The sequence below is a fragment of the Sphingomonas faeni genome, assembly GCF_023195535.1.
In the GTDB taxonomy this organism is placed as follows: Bacteria; Pseudomonadota; Alphaproteobacteria; order Sphingomonadales; family Sphingomonadaceae; genus Sphingomonas; species Sphingomonas faeni_B.
Map to the genome: position 1 here is coordinate 275360 of NZ_JALPNF010000003.1, position 22829 is coordinate 298188.

Below are 22829 nucleotides of genomic sequence, written 5' to 3' on the forward strand. Positions count from 1 at the left end.
TGTTTGTATGAGCGACGTGACAGCAACACGTGGGTCGGACGCAACCGAGGCAGCGGAAGCGGCCTCGTCGAGCCACGCAGATACCGAACCCACCACCCGCATGAACATGATCCAGGCGATCAACTCCGCCATGGACATCATGATGGAGCGCGACCCGGACGTGATCGTCATGGGCGAGGACGTCGGCTATTTCGGCGGCGTGTTCCGCGCGACCGCCGGGCTCCAGGCGAAGCACGGCAAGACCCGCGTGTTCGACACCCCGATCACCGAATGCGGGATCATCGGCGTCGCGGTCGGGATGGGTGCCTACGGCCTGCGTCCCGTCCCCGAGATCCAGTTCGCGGATTATATCTACCCCGCGCTCGACCAGCTCGTGTCCGAAGCCGCGCGTCTCCGCTACCGCTCCGCCGGCGAGTTCACCTCGCCGATCACGGTGCGCTCGCCGTTCGGCGGCGGCATCTTCGGCGGCCAGACGCACAGCCAGTCGCCGGAGGGGCTCTTCACGCATATGTCGGGGATCAAGACGGTCATTCCGTCGACGCCCTACGACGCGAAGGGCCTGCTGATCGCCGCGATCGAGGACAATGATCCGACGCTCTTCTTCGAACCCAAGCGCATCTACAACGGCCCGTTCGACGGCTATTGGGATCGCCCCTCGCAGAACTGGTCGAAGCATCCGGCCGGCGCAGTCCCGACCGGGTACTACAAGATCGAGCTCGGCAAGGCGAAGATCGTCCGCGCGGGCGAGGCGCTCACGATCCTCGCTTACGGCACGATGGTGCATGTCTGCACGGCCGTGGTCGCCGAGGCAGGGATCGACGCCGAGATCATCGACCTGCGCACGCTCGTGCCGCTCGATATCGAGACGATCGAGGCGTCGGTGAAGAAGACCGGCCGCTGCATGATCGTCCACGAGGCGACTCGCACCAGCGGCTTCGGCGCGGAGCTGTCGGCGATCGTCCAGGAACGCTGTTTCTACCATCTCGAGGCGCCGATCGAGCGCGTGACCGGGTTCGACACGCCATACCCGCACAGCCTCGAATGGGCGTATTTCCCAGGGCCCGTCCGCATCGGCGAAGCCCTGAAAAAGATCATGAAGGACGCATAATGGCCCGCTTCACCTTCAAGCTGCCGGACATCGGCGAAGGCATCTCCGAAGCCGAGATCGTCGCATGGCACGTCGCCATCGGCGACCGCGTCGAGGAGGACTCGCCGATCGCCGACATGATGACCGACAAGGCCACCGTCGAGATGGAATCGCCGGTGACCGGTGTCGTCGTCGAACTCGCGGGCGAAGTCGGCGACCAGGTGTCGATCGGCGCCGCGCTCGTGGTGATCGAGACTGACGCGGTGGATGTTGCTGACGAAGTCGTCGCTGCCCCGCAGACGTCGGCGCAGGCCGAAACCGCCGAGCAGTATGAGGCGGAGAACCCAGGCGTCGAAGAGGTGGTTGAGGCAACTCCCTCTCCCCTCCGGGGAGAGGGTCGGGGTGAGGGGCAGCCCCAGGCGGAAACGCCGGCAACTGCTCCAGCCCCTCACCCCAGCCCTCTCCCCGCAGGGGAGAGGGAGCAGAAGGCGCATGCCGTTCCTGCGGCTGAGACCGAGCAGAAGTCTCACGCGCTAGCGTCTCCCGCAGTCCGCGCCCGCGCCCGCGACCTCGGCATCGACCTCGCCTCGGTCAAAACCGACTCCGACCGCGTCCGCCACGCCGACCTAGACGCCTATCTCCGCTACGGCTCGGGCGAGGGCTACCACCCCCCGCACGTCAGCCGCGCCCGCGAAGACCAGCCCATCAAGGTCATCGGCATGCGTCGTCGCATCGCCGAGAACATGGCCGCATCCAAGCGCGCGATCCCGCACTTCACCTATGTCGACGAGATCGAGGTCACCGCCCTCGAAGCGATGCGCGCCGACCTCAACGCCAACCGCGGTGGCCGCCCCAAGCTGACGATGCTCCCGCTGATGATCGTCGCGATCTGCAAGACAATCCCCGACTTCCCGATGCTGAACGCGCGCTACGATGACGAGGCGGGCGTGGTGACGCGGCACGGCAGCATCCACCTCGGCATGGCCGCGCAGACCGACGCAGGGCTTACCGTCCCCGTGATCCGCAACGCACAGGACCGCAACGTCTGGCAGCTCGCGACCGAGATCACGCGGCTCGCCGAAGCAGCCCGCGCCGGCAAGCTCGCCCCCAGCGAAATGGGCGGCGGCACGATCACGGTAACCTCGCTCGGCCCCCTCGGCGGCATCGCGACCACCCCAGTCATCAACCGCCCCGAGGTCGCGATCATCGGCCCCAACAAGATCGTCGAACGCCCCGTCTTCCGCGATAATGGAAGAGGGGGCGACGAAGTCGTCCGTGCGAAACTGATGAACCTGTCGATCAGCTGCGACCACCGTGTCGTCGACGGCTGGGACGCGGCCAGCTTCGTCCAGGGCCTCAAGAAATATCTGGAAACCCCCGTCCTCCTCTTCGCCGACTGAGCGACGGCCAACTGAAATACCGAAGCGATCATGCCGTTGGCCACGATCGCTTCGGTTACCGTCGATCCGGACCATTCTGAGGTTAACCGCAACCGTCTCGGACGCAGACGGGCGTGACGCACGGAACCTCGAGCGCATACTCGCAGGGCAAGCCTAGCTCCATTCAGTCAGGACTCTGTCGCTGATCGCCTCGCCGTAATGTCGGGAGGTGGTCGGTGTGTGCCCGTGCGTATCCTCAGACAGGAGACCCGAGATGACCGAACGACGCCAATCGCCCATGGCCCTGAAAGCCGGTGGCCGCGCATCATCGCTCTATGCGGCCGAAGGATTCGACGATGCCAATGGCCAGGCAGAGCTTGCCGCCAGCTATATCACGCAGTTGCGCGAACAGGCGGCAACCGTATTGGGCAGCACGGTCGCCGCGACGCTCGTGCCGGTTGAGTATAACGGCGATTTCAACTGGTCGTGGACCGACGGGATCAACGTCAACCAGTTGACCTATAACTATATCTCGGGGGCGGTGACGCCGAGCGAGACGCAGGCGGATACGGTTCAGATCGCCGGACAGGGCACGCTGGCGCTGATGTATCAGCAACTGATCAACGGTATCGCCTGGCAGTTCAGTGCGGCCGATAACGCCGTGCAGCAAACGGCCATGACGAACAGTCAGACCCAGGCGACCTCGGTCGTTACCGCTTATATCGGCGTCTATGGTGCCCCGACCGCGGCGCAGATGACGGCGGCGCAGGCGATCAACCCGTATATCACGCAGCCGATCGACTATATCGTGCTGTATGCCGCCGGTATCCAATGGGCCGGTATCGCGAAGGGCCTGCCGGGGCTTTCCCTGACGACGATGCAGGGCGCGGCCAATCTGCGCATGCTGTTGCAATACGCGCCGCCAAGCGCACAGCCGGTCATCCAGGCGATCGTCGCCTATCTCAATGCGCTGGGAGGTGCCGTTCGACTGTTCGATATGCAGTCGCTCGGCAATTATACCCTGCAGCAGATCAAGAACAACCTGACGCCCAACACCACAAATGGCGGCATCTCGCTATTCAACCCGCCCAGTGCCGGACCAGCGCTCGGCTATTCGAGCAATATGACGACGAGCGCGATCCTTCAGGATCTCAACAACGTCAGTCAGAAAGCCACGCTGTCGTTCACGGCGCAGAAGACGCAGAGCAGTTCGTACAACGTCGCGTTCCAGGGTTCTGCGGGGTTGAGCTTTGGCGGCGCTTTGCTCAACATCAGCGCAGGCACTTCGTTCAAGGGCGACGTCGCGGCCCAGCAGGGGTCTGGCTCGTCCATGACGATAACCATGGTATATCCCGGGGTGACGATCATTCCGTTCTTTCCGACCGGTTATCAGGGAACGGCGGTGCCGACGACCGGCTGGTTCTACGAGCCGATCTTGAACCAGGCCTGGAGCAATCTTCAGGCCGGCTCTGCTGCGGCGGAATCGGGTTTCACGTTCGTGAATGCGATACCCGGCGGGATCACGCTCGGCGCCGACGGGCTCGCCTATATCAAGGCACTCGTCGTGTCGGGCTATCCGACGATCACCGTCGACTTCGCCCAAGGAGAATATGCCAGCTTCTCGTCTTGGCTATCGACGCATACCAGCGTCTCCGTCAGTCTGTTCGGGTTTATCCCGCTGGGCGGGTCGAGCGTCGATACCTACACGGCCAGTGCGTCGCAATCGTCGTCGGGCACGGGCTTTTCGCTGACCTTGACGCCGCCTGCCGCAGGATCGCAGGGGCAGACTATTCCGGTTGCAAACCAGACGGTGCCGGTTTTGGCAGCGCAGACGTTCCCGCTGGGCGTTTCGCAAGCTTGAGCGGAACCTGAATCCGTGTGCGGGGTGGCGACAGATCGTTCGTCACCCCGCATATTGTGCCGTGAACCAGCGCCAGCCGATCGTGGCGGCCGGTTTGGGTTCTCGACGGAGTTCGGGGTTCAGACGATCTCGAACAACCCCGCGGCGCCCATCCCGCCGGCCGTGCACATCGACACCACCACATAACGCACGCCGCGCTTGCGCCCCTCGATCAGCGCATGCCCGACCAGCCGCGATCCGGTCATGCCAAAGGGATGCCCGACGGCGATCGCGCCGCCATTGACGTTATACTTCTCCGGATCGATCCCGAGAAAATCGCGGCAATACAGGCATTGCGACGCAAACGCCTCGTTCAGCTCCCAAAGCCCGATATCGCCTACCGACAGGCCTGCACGCTCGAGCAGCTTCGGGATGGCGAACACGGGACCGATCCCCATTTCCGCCGGACTGCACCCCGCCGCCTGGAACCCGCGATAGATGCCGAGGATGTCCTTGCCCTCGGCCTCCGCGGTCCTGCGGTCCATCAGCAACTGCGCCGACGCGCCGTCCGACAACTGGCTCGCATTGCCCGCGGTGACGCTCGACCCCGGGCCGGAGAATTCGCCGCCCGGCCACACCGTCTTCAAGCCCCGCAGGCCCTCCAGCGTCGTCCCTGCGCGAATGCCTTCGTCCTGCGACAAGGTGACGCTCTCGATCCCGGCATGCGCGCCTTGCTTGTCGTAGAGTGCCTTCTCGACGGTGATCGGCACGATCTCCTCGGCGAACGCCCCGCTTGCGAGCCCGGCGGCGGCACGCTGCTGGCTCATCGCGGCGTATGCGTCCTGCGCCTCGCGGCTGATCCCGTATTTCTCCGCGACGATCTCCGCAGTCTCGATCATCGGGATATAGGCCGCCGGCTCCTTGGCGATCACGCAAGCATTGACGTAGCGCGGCGCGTCCTTCGTGACGGTGTAGCTGATCGACTCCATCCCGCCCGCCAGTGCGACGTCCGCCTCGTCGCAGATGATCGTCCGCGCCGCGAGCGCCACCGCAGTCAGCCCCGATCCGCACTTCCGATCGAGCGTGAACGCCGGTACCGACTCGGGCAGCCCACCCGCGAAGATCGCCATCCGCCCGGCATTCCCGCCCTGCGTACCCCATTGGTTGCCGACGCCCCAGAACACCTCGTCGATCCGCGCCGGGTCGATCCCGGCACGCTCGACCACCGCGTTCATCACATGGCCCGCCAGCACCGGCGCCTCGGTGGCGTTGAACGCGCCGCGGTACGCCTTGCCGATAGCGGTACGGGCGGTCGAGACGATGGCGGCTTCACGCATGCTGGAACCTTTCGAGGATCGGGTATGCGCCCGATCTACCGCGTCGTTCCCTACAACGCAAAGCCCGAAGGTCTCACTTCATCAGGACAAGCTCTTCGGCCATCGTCGGATGCAACGCGACCGTTGCGTCGAAATCGGCCTTGGTCAGCCCGGCCTTTACCGCCACTGCGGCCGATTGCAGGATCTCGGGACAGTCCGGCCCGATCATATGGATGCCGACGACGCGGTCGGTCTCGCCATCGCAGATCATCTTGTACAGCGAGCGCTCGTTGCGGCCCGCCAGCACGTTCTTCATCGGGCGGAAGTCGGACGTATAGACCTTCACCGAACCGAGCGCCTGCTTGGCCTGCGACTCGGTCATGCCGACGCCGGCCATCGGCGGGTGGCTGAACACCGCGGCGGGGACGTTGGCATAGTCGACCCGCGTCGGCTTGCCGCCGAAGAAGGTATCTGCGAACGCTTGCCCCTCGCGGATCGCGACCGGGGTCAGCTGGATCCGGTTGGTGACGTCGCCGACCGCGAAGATCGAGTCGCAGCTCGACCGGTTGTCCTCGTCGACGATCACCGCGCCCGCCGCGTCCATCTCGACACCCGCGGTTTCGAGGCCCAGCCCCTTGGTGTTCGGCAGGCGCCCGGTCGCGAACATCACGAGGTCGACGGTGATCGGCTCATGCCCGCTCATACGGACGGTGAGACACCCGTCCGTATCCTTCTCGATGCTTTCGAACGCGGCGTTGAAGCGGAAATCGATGCCCTTGCTCATCGAGATCTGGAGCAACCGGTCGCGGATCGATTCGTCATAGCCGCGCAGGATCACGTCGGTGCGGTTGACCAAAGTGACGTGCGCCCCGAACTGGTGGAAGATCCCGGCGAACTCGTTGGCGATATAGCCCGCGCCGGCAATCAGCACGCGCTTCGGCACGTCGTCGAGATGGAAGACCTCGTTCGAAGTGATGCCGTGTTCCGAGCCGGGGAACTCGGGGGTCAGCGGATGCGCGCCGACCGCGATCAGGATCTTCGCGGCCGTCTTCACGCTGCCGTCGGCGAGCGTAACTTCGTTGGGCCCGGAGACGACCGCGCGCTGGTGGATGATGTCGACATGGTTGTTCTGCAGCGTGGTCGTGTACGCGCCGTTGATCCGGTCGACCTCCTCCATGACGTTGTCGCGCAACGTGGGCCAGCTGAACGCGCAGTCGTCGGGCACCTGCCAGCCGAACCGCTTGGCATCTTTCAGGTCCTCGGCGAAATGCGCACCATAGATCAGCAGCTTCTTGGGCACGCAGCCCCGGATGACGCAGGTGCCGCCGACGCGGTATTCCTCCGCGACCGCGACGCGTGCGCCGTGCGCAGCGGCAACACGTGAGGCGCGCGTACCGCCCGAGCCTGCACCGATGACGAAGAGGTCATAGTCGAATTGGGTATCGGTCACAGGCAGTCCTTGCAGGTCACGCGCCGCCGAGCGGCTTTGCATGCCATCTGGGGCAGGGCGCGCGACGCCACAACCCCGGCGCGGCGATCACGCTGATCGGTCGGCTCTATCGCTGACCGGCCCTGCGCATCGGCATCGCGTCGATCGTCTGCTCGAGAACGGCGGCGGGGAAGGGCTTCGCGCTGCGCAGTTTCTCGCCCCCGTCCTTGCCGATCAGGATCGCGGTAAAAGGGGAGGGAAGACGGTATTTGCGGCGGATCGAAGCGGCCGTGTCGCCCGCGCCACGAACCCGGTCGCCGATGACTTCGACGATCGTGAGGTCGCGGTCATCGCTGTTAGCCTTCCAGCTCACAAGGATGCGGCGTTGTTCGGCGAGCAAAGTATCTTGCTCGGATGGCGCGGCTACGATCAATACGCGCCGCTCCCACTTCATTTGAGCGAGGGTAGGGGAGGCGGCGAGCGCTACGGCAAGAAGAAGGGGCATCTAAGAGTAACGCGCAACCTTCTGTTGTCTCCCGCGAGCTATTGTTCTCCCGCGAAAGCGGGAGCCCAGGGTCACGAGCGCCGCGCGTGGTATCCTGGCCCCCCGCGTTCGCAAGGGAACAGAAAAAGAGTCACGTTACCCAAACGCCCCCTCCCTTCCTACCACCTCGGCGAAGGCCGGGGCCCAATTGGAAAGGCTCGCGTTCGATGCGTCGCCGTTCACCCAATTGGGCCCCGGCCTACACCGGGGTGGTGGAGTGGGGTGGGGCAGATAGCCCCCACCCCAGAAATCACCCAAACGCGCGCTTGATCAGATCGTCCGTCGAAGGATCGAACGTCTGCCCGCCCTTCTCCGCAGCCTTCGCCATTTCCTTCCCCAGTTCCACCCCGAACTGGTCGAACGAATTAATCCCCAGCAGCACGCCGTTCACGAACACCCGGTGCTCGTAAAACGCGATCAGCGCCCCCAGAGTCCGTGCATCCAGATCGTCGAGCAGCAGCGTCGACGACGGCCGATCGCCCGAATAACTGCGCGCCGGGTCCTCGACCTGCTTGCCCGCCATCAACGCCGCCCCCTGCGCGAACGCATTCAGCAACAGCGCACGGTGATGCTCGTCGGGCAGCGTATCGCCCGGCTCGATCGACGCGACGAACTCGACCGGCACCAGATGCGTGCCCTGATGCAGCAACTGGAACACCGCGTGCTGCGCCTCGGTGCCGACCCCACCCCAGGTGATCGCCGCCGACGGCCGTCCAAGCGGCTCGCCGTCCGCGGTCACCGACTTGCCGTTCGACTCCATCTCCAGCTGCTGGAGATAGCTCGGCAGCAACCGCAACCGCTCGTCATACGCGAACGTCGCGCGCGTCTCTGCCCCGCGAACCTGCGTGTAATACAGGTCGGCGAAGGCCGCGAGCGCGGGCGCGTTCTCATGCAGCGCGGCGAGGCGGAAGTGGCGATCCATCTCGGCCGCGCCCTCCAGCAGTTCCTCGAACCGGTCCCAGCCAAGCCCGATCGCCGCCGGGAATCCGATCGTCGACCACAGCGAATACCGCCCGCCGACGCTCTCCGCGAACGGCAGGATGCGCGTCTCGTCGACGCCCCATTCCATCGCCTTCTCGGGCGCCGCGGTCAGCGCGATCACGCGCCCGTAAGGATCCTCGACATTATGCTCGGTCATCCATTGCAGGACGCTTTCGGCGTTCATCAGAGTCTCGGTCGTGGTGAAGGTCTTCGACGCGACCACCAGCAACGTCGCCGCCGGATCGAACTTCGCGAACATGTCCTCCAGCGCGACGCCGTCGACATTGGCGACGATGCCGACGTCGTAGCGCTTGTCGTCACGCCCCAGCGCATCGACCAGCAATTGCGGCCCCAGCGCCGATCCGCCGATCCCGACGTGCAGGATATGCCGGACCGGACCCAGCGCATCCGCCTCGATCGCATCGATCAGCGTCCGCATCCGCGCGTGGCTTGCCTGCGCGATCGCGACGCTCTCGGGCTTGCCCTCGCCGCGCTCGGCGGTGTGCTCGACCGCGCGGCCCTCGGTGACATTGACGATCTCGCCCGAGAACATCGCCTGGCGCTTGCCCGCGAGGTCCTGCGCCTTCGCCATCTCTTCGAACGCGGTGACCATGTCCGTCGTCAGATGCGTCTTCGACCAGTCGAAATGGATGCCCGCGACGTCGAGGCTCAGCTTGGAGAGGCGCTCCGAATCCTGCGCGAACAGGTCGGTCAGCTTGGTGGCGGGCAGGGCTTCGATCTTGGACCAGTCGGCGGTCATGCTACTTCTCCGAATAGACGTGCGCGCCGTTCATGCTGCAAGCGCGAGACCGCGACAACGCTCTTTCGGTGACAGGTATCCCGCATACGCTTGACGACGCGCGCCGTCTGCGCAAACCCGCGCGCATGGCAAATGACGTGAAGACGAAACCCAAGCGGTCTGAAACGAGCGAGACCTTTCGCTTCCTGCTGAAGCTCGCGCTGGTCGTGCTGATCCTGCGCAGCTTCATCTTCGCGCCGTTCAGCATCCCCTCCGAGTCGATGCTGCCCCGGCTCCTGATCGGCGACTATCTGTTCGTCTCGAAGTGGAACTACGGATACTCGCGCTGGTCGCTGCCCGCCGGCGTGCCGTTGATCCCCGGCCGCATCTTCGGCAGCACGCCGGCGCGCGGCGACGTCGTCGTCTTCCGCGCACCCGAAGTGCTCGACCACGACGTCATCAAGCGCGTCATCGGCCTGCCCGGCGAGACGATCCAGATGCGCCAGGGCATCGTCTACCTCAACGGCAAGGCGATCCCGAAGCAGCGCATCGCCGACTTCACGATCCCGCTCACCGCCAATTTCAACGCCGAGAAATGCGGCGCGCCGTTCGTCGACGTCGTCGCGAACGTGCAAATCTGTCGCTACCCCCGCTTCCGCGAAACGCTGCCGGGCGGCCGCAGCTACGAAGTCCTCGATCAGGCCGAACTCCCCGACCGCGACGACACCGGGCTCTACACGATCCCCGCCGGTCACATTTTCGTGATGGGCGACAACCGCGACGATAGCGGCGACAGCCGCTTCCCCGCGCCGAGCGGCATGGGCTATGTCCCGCTCGAGAATGTCGAGGGCAAGGCGGTCGTCAACTTTTTCTCGACCGACGGCGACGCCGAATGGTTCAAGCCCTGGACCTGGGTCAGCGCCGCCCGCTGGAGCCGCATCGGGGAAGGCTTTTGAGCGACCTAGCCGGCTGGCTGAAGACGCTCTTCGGCCGCACACCGACCAATCTCGCCCCCTATGAGCGCGCGCTGACCCACGGCAGCCAGGCCGCCGCGAACTACGAGCGACTGGAATTCCTCGGCGACCGCGTCCTCGGCCTCATCATCGCCGAGTGGCTGTACGAACTGTTCGCAACCGACCCCGAGGGCTCGCTGTCGAAACGCCTCAACGCGCTCGTCACCGGCCCGGTCTGCGCCGACGTCGCGCGCGAACTCGGCGTCCGCCCGCACCTCAAACTCGGCAAGCAAGCACGCGACGACGGCGCCAGCGACAGCGACAACGTGCTCGGCGACGTGATGGAGGCGCTGATCGGCGCATGGTACCGCGAAGCCGGCCTCGACGCCGCCCGCGCCTTCGTCCGCGGCGCCTGGGGTGACCGCGTCCAGGCCGGCGCCAAAGCCCCGCAACATCCGAAGTCCGCCCTCCAGGAATGGGCCGCCGCGCACAACCGCAAGCCCCCCGAATACACCATCGTCGAACGCACCGGCCCCGGCCATGCCCCAAAATTCACGATGCTGGTCTCGATCGGCAAACTCGCCGAAGCCACCGCGACCGGCTCCAGCAAACAGGAAGCCGAAACCGCAGCGGCCAAGGCTCTGTTGGAGAAGCTCGGCTAGAAGGATTTTTCGCGCAGAGGCGCAGAGGACGCGGAGATGGTTCGATCGGGGCAAGGTCGTGCCCGGCAAGACACCGATTATTCGGCGGCGTTTGGTTCAGCGGGTGCGACCCTCATTCCCTTCATCTCTGCGTCCTCTGCGCCTCTGCGCGAACAAACTCTTTCTTCTCGGACTGCGCCCGACGCGCCGGCGAGTGAGGCCGCAGTTCGGCGGGAATGACGCGAGGGCGTTTTGTCTGTATGATCGACCCGAATATCCCGATGCCGAAAAGAGCCTAAGTGACCGAACCTACCACGCCTGAAATCTCCGCCCCCAAGCATTGCGGCCTAGTCGCCATCGTCGGCGCGCCTAACGCGGGCAAGTCGACGCTCGTCAACGCGCTCGTCGGCCAGAAGGTCGCGATCGTCAGCCCCAAGGCGCAGACGACGCGCGCCAAGCTGATGGGCGTCGCCATCGAGGCCGACACGCAGATCCTGCTCGTCGATACCCCCGGCATCTTCGAGCCCAAGCGCCGCTTCGACCGCGCGATGGTCGCCGCCGCCTGGGGTGGCGCGGAAGGCTCCGACATCATCGCACTGGTGGTCGACGCCAAGGGCGGGATCGGCGGTAAGGTCACGACGATCGTCGAGTCGCTGGTCGGTCGCACCGAGCCGATCTGGCTGATCCTCAACAAGGTCGATCTCGCCGACAAGACCAAGCTGCTGATCCACGCCGAGAAACTGAACGCACTGCTCCCCTTCGCGGAGACGTTCTTCATCAGCGCCGGCACCGGCGACGGCCTCGCTCACTTCAAGACCGAGCTCGCCAAGGCGATGCCCGAAGGCCCGTGGCACTACCCCGAGGACCAGGTCTCCGACTCGACCGAGCGCGCGCTGGCGTCCGAGGTCACGCGCGAGCAGCTCTATCTCCAGCTCCACGCCGAACTTCCGTATGCGAGCACGATCGAGACCGAGCAGTATATCGAACGGCAGGACGGCAGCCTCGAGATCCACCAGCAGATCCTCGTCGAGCGCCCGACCCAGCGCGCGATCGTGCTGGGCAAGGGCGGCGTCCGCATCAAGGAAATCGGCGCCCGCTCACGCATCGAACTCGCGTCGATCACCGGCAAGCCCGTCCACCTATATCTGCACGTAAAGGTAAAACCCGGCTGGGACGAAGACCGCGAAATCTACCGCGACATGGGCCTGGACTGGGTGGACTGATGCCCCTGATCCTCCCCTGCAAGGAGAGGTGGCTGGCGCAGCCAGACGGAGGGGTGACCCGCTCTAGATACGGCGACCCCCCCCCCGTCATCCTTCGGGCTGCCACCCCACCTTGTGGGGTAGGATCAGGCGTCCGACAAAATCCCTTCCACCCACGCCGGCACCAGCACCCCAGCCGCCCCGATCCGCGTCTCCTCGAAGAACACGCTCCCCATCGAAGGATCCAGGTTTAGCTCCAGCGTCCGCGCGCCATGATACGCCGCGGTCTGCACGAACCCCGCCGCCGGATACACCGCCCCCGAAGTCCCCACCGAAACGAGAAGATCCGCCCGCGCCAAAGCCGCCTCGATCCGCTCCATCTGGTACGGCATCTCCCCAAAGAACACGATGTCCGGCCGAAGCGACGCCGAACCGCACGCGCCGCAAACCGCCCCCTCGGGCAGCACCCCCGCCCAAGCCTCCCGCGCTCCACAAACAGCACACAGCGCCGACAACAACTCGCCATGCATATGCAGCATCCGCGTCGCCCCCGCCCGCTCATGCAGGTCGTCGACATTCTGCGTGACGATCAGCAACTCGCCGTCCCAACCCGCATCCAGCCGCGCCAGCGCCCGGTGTGCAGCATTAGGCTCCACCCCCGCCAGAGCCGCCCGCCGCAGATCGTAAAACCGGTGCACCAACTCCGGATCCGCCGCGAGCGCCTCGGGCGTGCAGACATCCTCGACCCGGTGCCCCTCCCAAAGCCCACCCGGCCCCCGAAACGTCGCAATCCCGCTTTCCGCCGAAATCCCGGCCCCGGTCAGAACCAGGATGTTTTTTATGTCATGCATGACCGCAGCATAGGCAGCCCGGCTCGGGACTGGAAGTGAAGCTCCCAGGGCACACGGGCGCATTGGCGTCGGCGCGATCGTGTGGGAAGACATCGCGTGGGAGGGCAGGCCGATGAGCAGGCATAGCGTGAAGTTTCTGTCCCTGTTTGCAGGCGGCATCCTCTACTGGCAGTGCGTATCGCAGATAACCGGCGCAAAGGAGCCCTGGGACGCGGACGGCTATTGGCATGTCTGGTATCCCGTGGCTTTTGGATTGGCGGCGATCAGCGGCACCGCGCTGAGGCGGCGCGGTTGGACCGCGGGCGTCGGTCTTTCGTTGGCCCAACTTCCGGTCATGTGGTGGAATACCGGGGCTGCAGCATCCTGGGCGATTGGCTTGGCGATGGCGTGCCTGTTGAGCATCCCTCTCGCAGCGGTGTCTGCGCTGACCGCTTTGTTGGCGGCACGTGCTAGGGCAGCGTGATGCGAGCCGGGCGATCGCCGATCATCCGCCGTGCGCCCGCACCCCGTCTTCATAAATCGCACGATCGCCGCTAAGACGCCTGCAAACCTGTATCCGTAAAGGCGCTGCATGACCGTCATCACCGAAGCCGACCTGATCGAAAGCGTCGCCGACGCGCTCCAGTTCATCAGCTACTACCACCCGATGGACTACATCCGCGCCTTGGGCGTCGCCTACGAGGCCGAGCAGAGCCCCGCCGCCAAGGATGCGATCGCGCAGATCCTCACCAACAGCCGGATGTGCGCGGAGGGCCACCGCCCGATCTGCCAGGACACGGGAATCGTCACGATCTTCGTCAAATGGGGCCAGGATTGCCGTCTTGAGTCGACCCGCAGCCTGCAGGAGGTCGTCGATGAAGGCGTGCGAAAGGCGTATCTCAACCCCGAGAACAAGCTGCGCGCGTCGATCCTCGCCGACCCCGCCTTCACCCGCCGCAACACCAAGGACAACACGCCGAGCGTGATGCATGTCGAGATGGTGCCCGGCAACACCGTCTCGATCGACGTCGCGGCGAAGGGCGGCGGCAGCGAGAACAAGTCGAAGTTCAAGATGATGAACCCAAGCGATTCGATCGTCGATTGGGTGCTGGAAATGATCCCGCAGATGGGCGCGGGCTGGTGCCCGCCCGGCATGCTCGGGATCGGCATCGGTGGCACCGCCGAGAAGTCGATGATCCTCGCCAAGCAGTCGCTGATGGGCTCGATCGACATGGCGCAGCTGAAGGCGCGCGGGCCGAAGAACGACATCGAGGCGCTGCGGATCGAGATCTACGACAAGGTCAACGCGCTCGGCATCGGCGCGCAGGGCCTGGGCGGGCTGTCCACCATCCTCGACGTGAAGATCTTCGACTGGCCGACGCACGCCGCGTCGAAGCCGGTTGCGATGATCCCGAACTGTGCCGCCACGCGCCACGCGCATTTCGTGCTCGATGGCTCGGGTCCTGTCTATCTCGAGGCGCCGAAGCTGGAGGAATGGCCCGACGTCAACTGGACGCCCGACAAGGCCGCGATCCGCGTCGATCTCGACACGCTGACGCCCGAAATCGTGCAGACCTGGAAACACGGGGATCGCCTGCTGCTCAACGGCAAGATGCTCACCGGGCGCGACGCCGCGCACAAGCGGATCGCCGACATGTTGGCGAAGGGCGAGCCGCTCCCGGTCGATTTCGCGGGTCGCGTGATCTATTATGTCGGCCCGGTCGATCCGGTCGGCGACGAGGTGGTCGGCCCCGCCGGCCCGACGACCGCGACCCGCATGGACAAGTTCACCCGCATGATGCTCGACCAGGGTTTGTTGGCAATGGTCGGCAAGGCCGAGCGCGGCGCGGACGCGACCAAGGCGATCGCCGAACGCAAGTCCGCCTATCTGATGGCGGTCGGCGGCGCGGCCTATCTCGTCGCCCGCGCGATCAAGGGCTCGAAGGTCGTCGGCTTCGAGGATCTCGGCATGGAAGCGATCTACGAGTTCGAGGTCGCCGATTTCCCGGTGACCGTCGCCGTCGATTCCGCGGGCGAGAACGTCCACCAGCTCGCGCCGCTCGTCTGGCGCGAGAAGATCAAGCGTGAGGGGCTGCTGACACCGGCATGACGATACGCGCCCGCAGAAGGGGGCAAGGGCCCGTCCGGTGGACCCTGTCCGTCCTCCTTCTGCTGGCCGTCGCGGTTATCTATGCGCCGCAGTTGCTGGCGTTTCCGTACGAGCAGCGGATCGGCACCGTCACCGTCTATGCCGAGCGCCCGATCGATCCGCGGATCGGCAGCGAACTGGCGCGTGCGGAGGGATTGGTGCGCGCCAGTCCGATCTACACCGGTCCGCTCGATCGATCGCTGTTCCTCACGGACGGTGGCTGGCGCTGGCGGCTCCTTGCAATCCAGTCGCCCGGAGCCTTCGCCTTCCGCCGTCCGTTCAGCTCGGCGATCGTGGTCAATCGCAGCGACATCGGCGTCGACCGCGTGACGAACGTTCGGGCGATCGGCAACACCCGCACACTGTCCGGCGTGATCGCGCACGAGACGACGCACATCATGATCGCCAACCACGTCGGCGAACTGCGCAGCGCGATGCTGCCGACCTGGCAGACGGAGGGATATGCCGATCATGTCGCGCGCGAGAGCAGCCTGACCGACGCGGATGCCGCCCGCCTTCGCAAGACCGATCCGAGCGCGTCGCCCTTGGTATATTTCGATGCCCGTCGACGGGTGGCGGCCGCGTTGCACGCCAATGGCGGATCGGTCGACGCGCTGTTCGCGGGTCGCTGAACAAGCCGTTTCGGAACGCAGCCCCGCCAGTCCCGTTGGTAACCCGACCTTATCGGAGAAACCTATCATGCCCAAGACAGCGATTGCCCTCGTGGCAGCCTTTGCCCTCGCAACTTCCGCATCGGCCCAGACCAGCGCGCCACAGGGGGCGTCGACGCAAAACGGGCTTGGGGACCTGGGCGGACTCGGCGGTCTCGGCGGACTGGGCGGCTTGCTCGGTGGTGCGTTGCCGAGCGTCGGATCGATCGGCGCCGGCAATGCCGCCGGTCTGCTAGGCTATTGCCTGAAGAACAATCTGCTCGGCCAGGGTGGAGCGCTCGGCGCACTGACGGGCGGACGAAATGGCGCGGCACGAGCGGGTGGCTCGACGAATGCGCCGGCCACCGGCGCGCAGTCGATCCTTCAGCGTCTGACCGGTCGGCAGGGCGTGCAGACCTCGCCGGGCTATGCCGCCGGACAGCAAGGCGAGGTGCAGGCTCCGAACGGACAGGCGTTCTCGCTCGACGATCTGGGCGGGCAGGTAAAGACGCGGATGTGCAGCATCGTGCTCAATCGGGCGAAAGCGTTCCTGTAGGGGGGGGGCAATCGCGGGCTAAGGGCGGCCGTTGCGCAACGCGCGCGGCAGATGGAGATGGGGGCATAAGCCAGTCCCTCCGTCGTTCCCGTTCCAATGTCTCATATCTCACGTCATCCTGACGAAAGTCAGGATTCAGAGTAATAGGGTACTGCCCTATGCGGCCCTGGGTCCTGACTTTCGTCAGGATGACGATGTGGGCGTGGGATGTTTTCGCGTCTTCGACTGCTTCAGCGCTGGCTCGATGCGCGCTCGAGTTTCGGGTTCTGGCCGTTAAGGCGGAACACCAGTGGCTACGGGCGCGGCGCAGGGGTTGGTCACCCGCTCAGCCTGCGCCTGCCAATATCGTCAGCTAGGAAAAGGCGAGGTAGCTTCGACGACGGCGACCGTCGTCGGTTCACACAACGTCGTCGTCAATGGCGGTTGGATCGATCACCGCCAACCAACCAAACACGGCACAAATGAAAAGAGGCTGCCGGATCGTCTCCCGACGACCCGACAACCTCCTGACATGGTCAGCGGCCGGAGAGCTCCAGCCCGGAGGACCATGCGTACCGCTTATCCTATGACCCGCGTGTTGACTGGGAGAGGATACTCCCCACGCGGACCGGCGGCGTTAGCGGTGCGTCCCCCGAACGAACCGAACCGAACTCACTGCTGAACCATGAGACATCGGATCACCTCCTTTCGCTTGTTGAAACAACGCGGCCAAGCCTGACCGCAACCGCAATGTGTGCCGACCCGCCTCGTGATACAAGCCTTGTTTTACGGAAGTTTTCGGCCGATCCTGTACGACTGTCGTCTCGTCGACAACGGGGTCGATATCAGGCGCGACAATCCTCGGTCACGCGCTCGATCTCGGCCCAGGCGGGTACGACAAGCGGTGGCAGCCCGGCCTGCTGGACGACGAACCGCCCGCGACTGAACCCCATCGCCTCCAGCAACGAGTCGTTCGGCATCAGCGCGGCGGCGACATAGGGCGGCGTGCCACCGGTCGGCTGGACGGACACGGCGCGGGTCGCGCTCGACGTGCGGATCGTCAGCGGAGTCGGCGTGCTGCCCGCGCGTGCGAGGTAAATCTGACGCGTCGCCGTGTCGCAGCGCAACGTCAGCGAGGCGTCCGCATTGGCGGGTCCGAACAGCGCGATCGAGCCGCGGGCGTCGCGGCGATACACCCAGGTCCCCGGCGAATACGGCCAATCGCGCCAGTCTGCGGCGATCGGTGCCGGGCGCGGTGCCGGCGCGGGGGTCGGCGCGACGGTGCGCGGCGGCGGCGGCGCTTCGACCCGCGGTGGCGGAACGCAGCCGGCGATCGATACAAGCGTCGCCAGACCGGCAAGTCTTGCCAGGGCGAGGGGGCTGGCAAGCGATCGCAAGCCGACGAGGTGGGGGGACGGAGTGCGCATCGTATCGCTATGCGGCACGCCCGGCGGTCGCTCAAGTACGACGAAGCACTCTAGGCGGGAACCGCCGCACGGTGGTACCGGTTCAGCGACGGAAGATATCAGGAGAAATTTCATGTCCGACACCGCCGCCCAGACCCCGACCCAGCTACTCGTCCAGTCGAACATTTCCGGCACGATGAAGGTCGAGAGCCGCGATGGCGACAATGTCGGCTCGGTCCACGCGTTCATGGTCCACAAGGGCACCGGCCGCGTCACGCACGCCGTGCTGAGCCTCGGCGGCTTTCTCGGCATGGGCAAGAGCTTCTACCCGCTGCCGTTCGCGCTGCTCCAGTTCGACGCGGTCCGCGACCTCTACGTCGTCACGATCGACAAGCGCGTCCTCGAAGGCGGCCCGAGCTGGTCAAACAACGCACCGGTCTTCGACCAGGCTTATGCCGACCGCGTCGCTAGCTATTACGGGTCGAGCAGCGAAGACCTCGTCGTCGGCTAAGCCGCGCGGGGAACGATCCGGTCGAGCGCGCCATTCAAGGCGCGCTTGGCCTCTAAAAGCTCATACTGATTTTGCAGTCGGAGAAAAAAACCCTCCGACAGTCTGAAGTACCGCGTCAGTCGCAGGTCAAGTTCGCCGTCGACCGGGACGTTTCCACTAATCAGCGCTTCGATCCGCGACTGCGAAACGTCGATGGCAGCTGCCAGATCTACCGATCTAAGGCCTAGCGGCTCCATGAATTCACTCGCCAGTAATTCTCCGGCGTGATCGTTCTCGATCCAGTCACTCTCAGTGATAGTCTGTGATTTCGACACGCTCGGCACCTCCATCGCGCCAGACGAAGCATACACGCCATTGCATATTGATGGAAATGGAATGCTGACCGGTGCGGTCGTCAGTCAAGGCATGAAGGCGATTGCCTGGCGGAAAGCGAACATCGTCGAGCGTTTCTGCAGCATCGAGCAACCTTAATCGGTTGACAGCTCGATGTAGGATATCTGGAGGGAATCGGCGGCTTCGCTGCCGGAGCCAGACGCGCTCAGTTTCGTTGTCATGAAAGCTGCGGATCATAAGGCACCATCAATTAGGCATAGGTGATCCGTTAGTGTTCAGCGGCAAGCGCAAGCACGCAAGGCTACCGCGATCGCGAACCACCCATCCGCATCTTCTGACTCTTCCCGTAGCGCGTCTTTCGGGTTCCCGGCTTGCCCTCGTTCGACCGCCCCATGACCGGCGCTTTCTGCTGATCCGCCGGCAGGCCCAGTTCCTCGTTCTCCAACTGCCGGATTTCGTCGCGCAGTCGACCGGCGGTTTCGAACTCCAGATCGCTAGCAGCCTTGCGCATCTGCTTTTCGAGATCCTCGATGTAGGCGCGAAGGTTATGCCCGACCATGTGCGGACGGTCTTCGTCGATCGGGATCGTCACCTGATCCTGCGACGCCACGTGGGCGATGATGTCGCCGATGTTGCGGCGGATCGTCGTCGGCGTGATGCCGTGCTCAATGTTGTACGCGACCTGTTTCTCGCGACGGCGCGACGTCTCGTTCATCGCGCGCTCCATCGATCCGGTGACGCGGTCGGCGTACAGGATCACGCGGCCGTCGACGTTGCGCGCGGCGCGGCCGATCGTCTGGATCAGCGACGTCTCGGAGCGCAGGAAGCCCTCCTTGTCCGCATCGAGGATCGCGACCAGCCCGCACTCGGGGATGTCGAGCCCTTCGCGCAACAGGTTGATGCCGATCAGCACGTCGTACACGCCGAGCCGCAGGTCGCGGATCAGCTCGATACGTTCCAGTGTCTCGACGTCGCTGTGCATGTAGCGGACCTTGATCCCGGCCTCATGCATGTACTCGGTCAGGTCCTCTGCCATCCGCTTGGTCAGCGTGGTGACGAGCGTGCGATAGCCGAGCGCGGTCGTCTTGCCGACCTCGACGATCAGGTCCTGGACCTGTTCCTCGACGGGCTTGATCTCGACGGGCGGATCGATCAGCCCGGTCGGGCGGATGACCTGTTCGGCGAACACGCCGCCGGTCTGCTCCATCTCCCAGCTGCCCGGCGTCGCCGAGACATAGGTGGTCGGCGGGCGCATCGCGTCCCATTCGTTGAAGCGGAGTGGTCGGTTGTCGATCGCACTCGGCAGGCGGAAGCCGTATTCGGCGAGCGTCAGTTTGCGACGGTGATCGCCGCGTGACATGCCGTTGATCTGGCCGATCGTGACGTGGCTCTCGTCGACGAACAGCAGCGCGTTGTCGGGGAGATATTCGAACAAAGTGGGTGGCGGCTCACCCGGCATGCGACCGGTGAGGAAGCGACTGTAATTCTCGATCCCCGCGCAGGACCCGGTCGCCGCGATCATCTCGAGATCGAAGTTCGTCCGCTGCTCAAGCCGCTGCGCCTCGAGCAACTTGCCTTCCAGCACCAGCTCCTTCAGCCGCTCGGCCAGCTCGTGCTTGATCGCCTCGCCCGCCTGCTTGAGCGTCGGGCCAGGCGTCACGTAATGCGAGTTTGCGTACACCCGCACCGAGTTCAGCGACGCGACCTTCTTGCCGGTCAGCGGATCGAACTCGGTGATCTCCTCGATATCGTCGCCGAAGAACGAGATGCGCCACGCGCTGTCCTCGTAATGCGACGGGAAGATTTCGAGCGTGTCGCCCTTCACGCGGAAATTGCCGCGCTGGAACGCCGCGTCGTTGCGCTTGTACTGGAGCGCGACGAGCTTCCGCACGATCTCGCGCTGGTCGACGGTCGTGCCCTTCTTCAGGTCGAAGATCATCGCCGAATAGGTCTCGACCGAGCCGATGCCGTACAGGCACGACACCGACGCGACGATGATCACGTCGTCGCGTTCGAGCAGCGCACGGGTAGCGGAATGCCGCATCCGGTCGATCGACTCGTTGGTCGACGACTCCTTCTCGATGTACGTGTCCGAGCGCGCGACATAGGCTTCGGGCTGGTAATAATCGTAATAGCTGACGAAATATTCGACTGCGTTCTCGGGGAAGAACGACTTCATCTCGCCGTAGAGCTGCGCCGCCAGAATCTTGTTCGGCGCGAGGATCAGCGCGGGGCGCTGGACGCGGTTGATGACGCTGGCCATCGTGAAGGTCTTGCCCGAGCCGGTGACGCCGAGCAGCACCTGATCCTTCTCGCCGTCGCCGATCGCGGAAACGAGTTCGGCGATCGCAGTGGGCTGGTCACCCGCGGGTTCATACTCGCTGACGAGCTTGAACGCCTTGCCCCCCTCGACCTTGTTCGGGCGTGCGGTGGGGCGGTGCGGGACGAAGCTTTCGCCGGTTTCGGGCTCGGCGAGACTGGTGCGGATCTGAATGGCCATCGTGGGGGAATATGGGGAACATGCGGTCGGTCGGCAACGGCTCGCGATCTTCCGCGGAGGAGGCGGCGCAAGGCGGATCGACCTTCAAAGGATTCTCCCCCGCCAGGGGGAGGTGGCTGGCACTTGCCAGACGGAGGGGGAGGCAGGCGCAACGGCTGTTCCGTGTCCTCCCCCTCCGACGCCTTCGGCGCCACCTCCCCCTGGCGGGGGAGGATTGCTTAAGGTCGACTGTCGCGGGCTAGGGGCTGTTTGGGCAAGGCCAAGTTTAGCTGTTGTTGACCCATTCCCCCGACACCAATACTGCGACCGTTTCGCAAGCATTGACCCGCCAGCGCGATTCTGCGCGGCCGAAGGAATAGACGCATGACCGCCCCGATGATCGAAGCAACGCGCCCGCCCGTGCTGATCCCCGAGACCCCCGCGTTCCTCAACGCCAAGGTGCTGTGGGTGCGTCACTGGAACGAACATCTGTTCAGCTTCGCGATCGAGCGGCCGTCGACCTTCCGCTTCCGCTCGGGCGAGTTCGTGATGATCGGCCTCCCCCAGGAGGGCGGCAAGCCGATCATGCGCGCTTATTCGATCGCGTCGCCGCATTATTCGGAGGAGCTCGAGTTCCTGTCGATCAAGGTCGAGGATGGCCCGCTCACCTCGAAGCTCCAGCTGATCCAGCCCGGCGACGAAGTGTATCTCGGCAAGAAGCCGACCGGCACGCTGGTGCTCGACGCGCTGCTGCCGGGGAAGCGGCTGTTCATGTTCTCGACCGGCACCGGCCTCGCGCCGTTCCTCAGCCTGATGCGCGATCCCGACGTGTATGCGGCGTATGAGCAGGTGATCGTCGTGCACAGCGTGCGGCGGGTGAGCGATCTCGCCTATCATGACGAGATGGTTGGGCTGCTGGCGGAGGATCCGCTGATCGCCGATGAGGCGCAGACGCAGTTCCACTATATCCCGACCGTCACGCGCGAGCCGTTCCGCACCACGCGACGGATCGGCGCGTTGATCGAGGATGCCTCGCTGTTCGGCCACCCGGTGCGCGGCGAGCAGAAGCTCAATCCCGAAACCGACCGGGCGATGCTGTGCGGCTCGACCGAGATGATCAAGGAATTCGCGGTGATGCTCGAGGCGCAGGGCTTCGAGGAAGGCGCGAATTCGAAGCCGGGTACGTTCGTGATCGAGCGCGCGTTCGTCGGCTGACCTACTCAACTGTTCCCCCGCGAACGCGGGGGCCCAAGGATTACATCACCGTCGAATGCCGGGAGGGTTCGGGCCTGGACCCCCGCCTACGCGGGGGAACGGTTAGTTGCGTCTCTCGCTCAAGCCCGTGATACTCGCCTTAAACAAAGAGGAGAGACCCATGATCGGTTACGCAACGCTCGGCACCAACGATATCGACTCGGCGCTGACCTTCTACGACGCGCTGTTCGCGACGGTCGGCGGCAAGCGGCTCATGCAGATGCCCGACGAGCGAAAACTGACCTTCTATGGCGCCGGCGCAAGGACGCCGATGCTGGCGATCGGCAAGCCGTATGACGGGCAGGCCGCGACCGCCGGCAACGGCACGATGGTCGCCTTGTCGGCCGATACGCGCGAGCAGGTCGATCAGGTCTACGCCAAAGCGATCGAACTAGGCGGCGCGGACGAGGGTGGTCCGGGGTCGCGCGGGCCCGAGCAGATGGGGTTCTACGGCGCCTATTTCCGCGATCCGGACGGCAACAAGCTTTGCGTGTTCAAGATGGGGTGAGTGGCGGGCACGATTGAGGGAGAGACCACCCCGGCGGAGGCCGGGGCCCAGTTGGAAAGGTAG

Annotated in this window: 22 protein-coding genes; 13 read left to right on the forward strand and 9 right to left on the reverse strand. The window is 65.0% G+C overall.

Annotated features, from left to right (window positions below):
* The first annotated feature begins 100 nt into the window (after positions 1–100).
* From SPHN_RS08460 to SPHN_RS08470, 3 genes are all read left to right on the forward strand, one after another.
* Positions 101–1108, forward strand: a complete 1008-nt coding sequence (locus tag SPHN_RS08460; RefSeq protein WP_248522974.1) for an alpha-ketoacid dehydrogenase subunit beta — start codon at positions 101–103, stop codon at positions 1106–1108.
* Entirely contained in the window at positions 1108–2487 is a 1380-nt protein-coding gene (locus SPHN_RS08465) for a dihydrolipoamide acetyltransferase family protein (protein ID WP_248522697.1), read from the forward strand. Before SPHN_RS08460 ends, SPHN_RS08465 begins: the two co-directional genes overlap by 1 nt.
* 253 nt (positions 2488–2740) lie before the next feature.
* The gene (locus SPHN_RS08470; RefSeq protein ID WP_248522698.1) at positions 2741–4327 is read left to right on the forward strand and encodes a hypothetical protein; all 1587 of its coding nucleotides are present in this window, start codon (positions 2741–2743) and stop codon (positions 4325–4327) included.
* A gap of 119 nt (positions 4328–4446) precedes the next feature.
* Here SPHN_RS08470 and SPHN_RS08475 read toward each other — a convergent pair whose 3' ends face one another.
* The 4 genes from SPHN_RS08475 to pgi all read right to left on the reverse strand — a co-directional run bounded on the left by SPHN_RS08475 (position 4447) and on the right by pgi (position 9336).
* Entirely contained in the window at positions 4447–5643 is a 1197-nt protein-coding gene (locus SPHN_RS08475; protein WP_248522699.1) for a thiolase family protein, read from the reverse strand.
* 73 nt (positions 5644–5716) lie between these two features.
* Positions 5717–7072 (reverse strand): glutathione-disulfide reductase, encoded by a 1356-nt coding sequence (gorA, locus tag SPHN_RS08480; protein WP_248522700.1) that lies wholly within the window; start codon positions 7070–7072, stop codon positions 5717–5719.
* Between the two features lie 106 nt (positions 7073–7178).
* The gene (locus SPHN_RS08485; RefSeq protein WP_248522701.1) at positions 7179–7556 is read right to left on the reverse strand and encodes a DUF4174 domain-containing protein; all 378 of its coding nucleotides are present in this window, start codon (positions 7554–7556) and stop codon (positions 7179–7181) included.
* Positions 7557–7845: 289 nt separating this feature from the next.
* The gene (pgi, locus tag SPHN_RS08490; protein WP_248522702.1) at positions 7846–9336 is read right to left on the reverse strand and encodes a glucose-6-phosphate isomerase; all 1491 of its coding nucleotides are present in this window, start codon (positions 9334–9336) and stop codon (positions 7846–7848) included.
* Between the two features lie 125 nt (positions 9337–9461).
* On the opposite strand from pgi, the gene lepB reads away from it, so the two are divergent.
* From lepB to era, 3 genes are all read left to right on the forward strand, one after another.
* Positions 9462–10271, forward strand: coding sequence for a signal peptidase I (gene lepB, locus SPHN_RS08495; RefSeq protein WP_248522703.1), 810 nt, complete (start codon positions 9462–9464; stop codon positions 10269–10271).
* On the forward strand, positions 10268–10930 hold the full coding sequence (rnc, locus tag SPHN_RS08500) for a ribonuclease III (protein ID WP_248522704.1): 663 nt from the start codon (positions 10268–10270) through the stop codon (positions 10928–10930). Before lepB ends, rnc begins: the two co-directional genes overlap by 4 nt.
* Before the next feature lie 278 nt (positions 10931–11208).
* On the forward strand, positions 11209–12132 hold the full coding sequence (era, locus tag SPHN_RS08505) for a GTPase Era (RefSeq protein ID WP_248522705.1): 924 nt from the start codon (positions 11209–11211) through the stop codon (positions 12130–12132).
* Between the two features lie 125 nt (positions 12133–12257).
* On the opposite strand, the gene SPHN_RS08510 is transcribed toward era, so the two are convergent.
* Positions 12258–12962, reverse strand: coding sequence for an NAD-dependent deacylase (locus SPHN_RS08510; RefSeq protein WP_248522706.1), 705 nt, complete (start codon positions 12960–12962; stop codon positions 12258–12260).
* A gap of 127 nt (positions 12963–13089) precedes the next feature.
* Between SPHN_RS08510 and SPHN_RS08515 the strand changes: the two genes are divergently transcribed.
* The 4 genes from SPHN_RS08515 (at position 13090) to SPHN_RS08530 (ending at position 16296) form a co-directional block, all read left to right on the forward strand.
* Complete coding sequence (locus SPHN_RS08515; RefSeq protein WP_248522707.1) at positions 13090–13425, forward strand: hypothetical protein; 336 nt, start codon at positions 13090–13092, stop codon at positions 13423–13425.
* Positions 13426–13533: 108 nt separating this feature from the next.
* Complete coding sequence (locus SPHN_RS08520; RefSeq protein WP_248522708.1) at positions 13534–15051, forward strand: fumarate hydratase; 1518 nt, start codon at positions 13534–13536, stop codon at positions 15049–15051.
* Positions 15048–15722, forward strand: coding sequence for a hypothetical protein (locus tag SPHN_RS08525; RefSeq protein WP_248522709.1), 675 nt, complete (start codon positions 15048–15050; stop codon positions 15720–15722). Before SPHN_RS08520 ends, SPHN_RS08525 begins: the two co-directional genes overlap by 4 nt.
* Before the next feature lie 67 nt (positions 15723–15789).
* A complete protein-coding gene (locus tag SPHN_RS08530) occupies positions 15790–16296 on the forward strand; it encodes a DUF2501 domain-containing protein (protein ID WP_248522710.1) in 507 nt (168 codons plus the stop codon).
* Positions 16297–17120: 824 nt separating this feature from the next.
* Here the strand turns inward: SPHN_RS08530 and SPHN_RS08535 are convergent.
* Positions 17121–17702 carry a hypothetical protein gene (locus tag SPHN_RS08535; protein WP_248522711.1) on the reverse strand — a complete coding sequence of 194 codons (582 nt, stop codon included), beginning with the start codon at positions 17700–17702 and terminating at the stop codon, positions 17121–17123.
* Positions 17703–17814: 112 nt separating this feature from the next.
* Between SPHN_RS08535 and SPHN_RS08540 the strand changes: the two genes are divergently transcribed.
* Positions 17815–18192: a PRC-barrel domain-containing protein gene (locus tag SPHN_RS08540; protein ID WP_248522712.1), complete on the forward strand. Its 378-nt coding sequence runs from the start codon at positions 17815–17817 to the stop codon at positions 18190–18192.
* Here SPHN_RS08540 and SPHN_RS08545 read toward each other — a convergent pair.
* The 3 genes from SPHN_RS08545 to uvrB all read right to left on the reverse strand — a co-directional run bounded on the left by SPHN_RS08545 (position 18189) and on the right by uvrB (position 21025).
* Positions 18189–18506, reverse strand: coding sequence for a HigA family addiction module antitoxin (locus SPHN_RS08545; protein WP_248522713.1), 318 nt, complete (start codon positions 18504–18506; stop codon positions 18189–18191). The genes SPHN_RS08540 and SPHN_RS08545 overlap by 4 nt on opposite strands.
* Positions 18481–18762, reverse strand: coding sequence for a type II toxin-antitoxin system RelE/ParE family toxin (locus SPHN_RS08550; RefSeq protein WP_248522714.1), 282 nt, complete (start codon positions 18760–18762; stop codon positions 18481–18483). Before SPHN_RS08550 ends, SPHN_RS08545 begins: the two co-directional genes overlap by 26 nt.
* A gap of 64 nt (positions 18763–18826) precedes the next feature.
* Positions 18827–21025 carry an excinuclease ABC subunit UvrB gene (gene uvrB / locus SPHN_RS08555; RefSeq protein ID WP_248522715.1) on the reverse strand — a complete coding sequence of 733 codons (2199 nt, stop codon included), beginning with the start codon at positions 21023–21025 and terminating at the stop codon, positions 18827–18829.
* Positions 21026–21388: 363 nt separating this feature from the next.
* Here uvrB and SPHN_RS08560 point away from each other — a divergent pair, with 363 nt between their 5' ends.
* Entirely contained in the window at positions 21389–22219 is an 831-nt protein-coding gene (locus SPHN_RS08560) for a ferredoxin--NADP reductase (protein ID WP_282580498.1), read from the forward strand.
* A 160-nt stretch (positions 22220–22379) separates the two neighbouring features.
* Positions 22380–22766, forward strand: a complete 387-nt coding sequence (locus tag SPHN_RS08565) for a VOC family protein (RefSeq protein WP_248522716.1) — start codon at positions 22380–22382, stop codon at positions 22764–22766.
* Positions 22767–22829 lie beyond the last annotated feature (63 nt).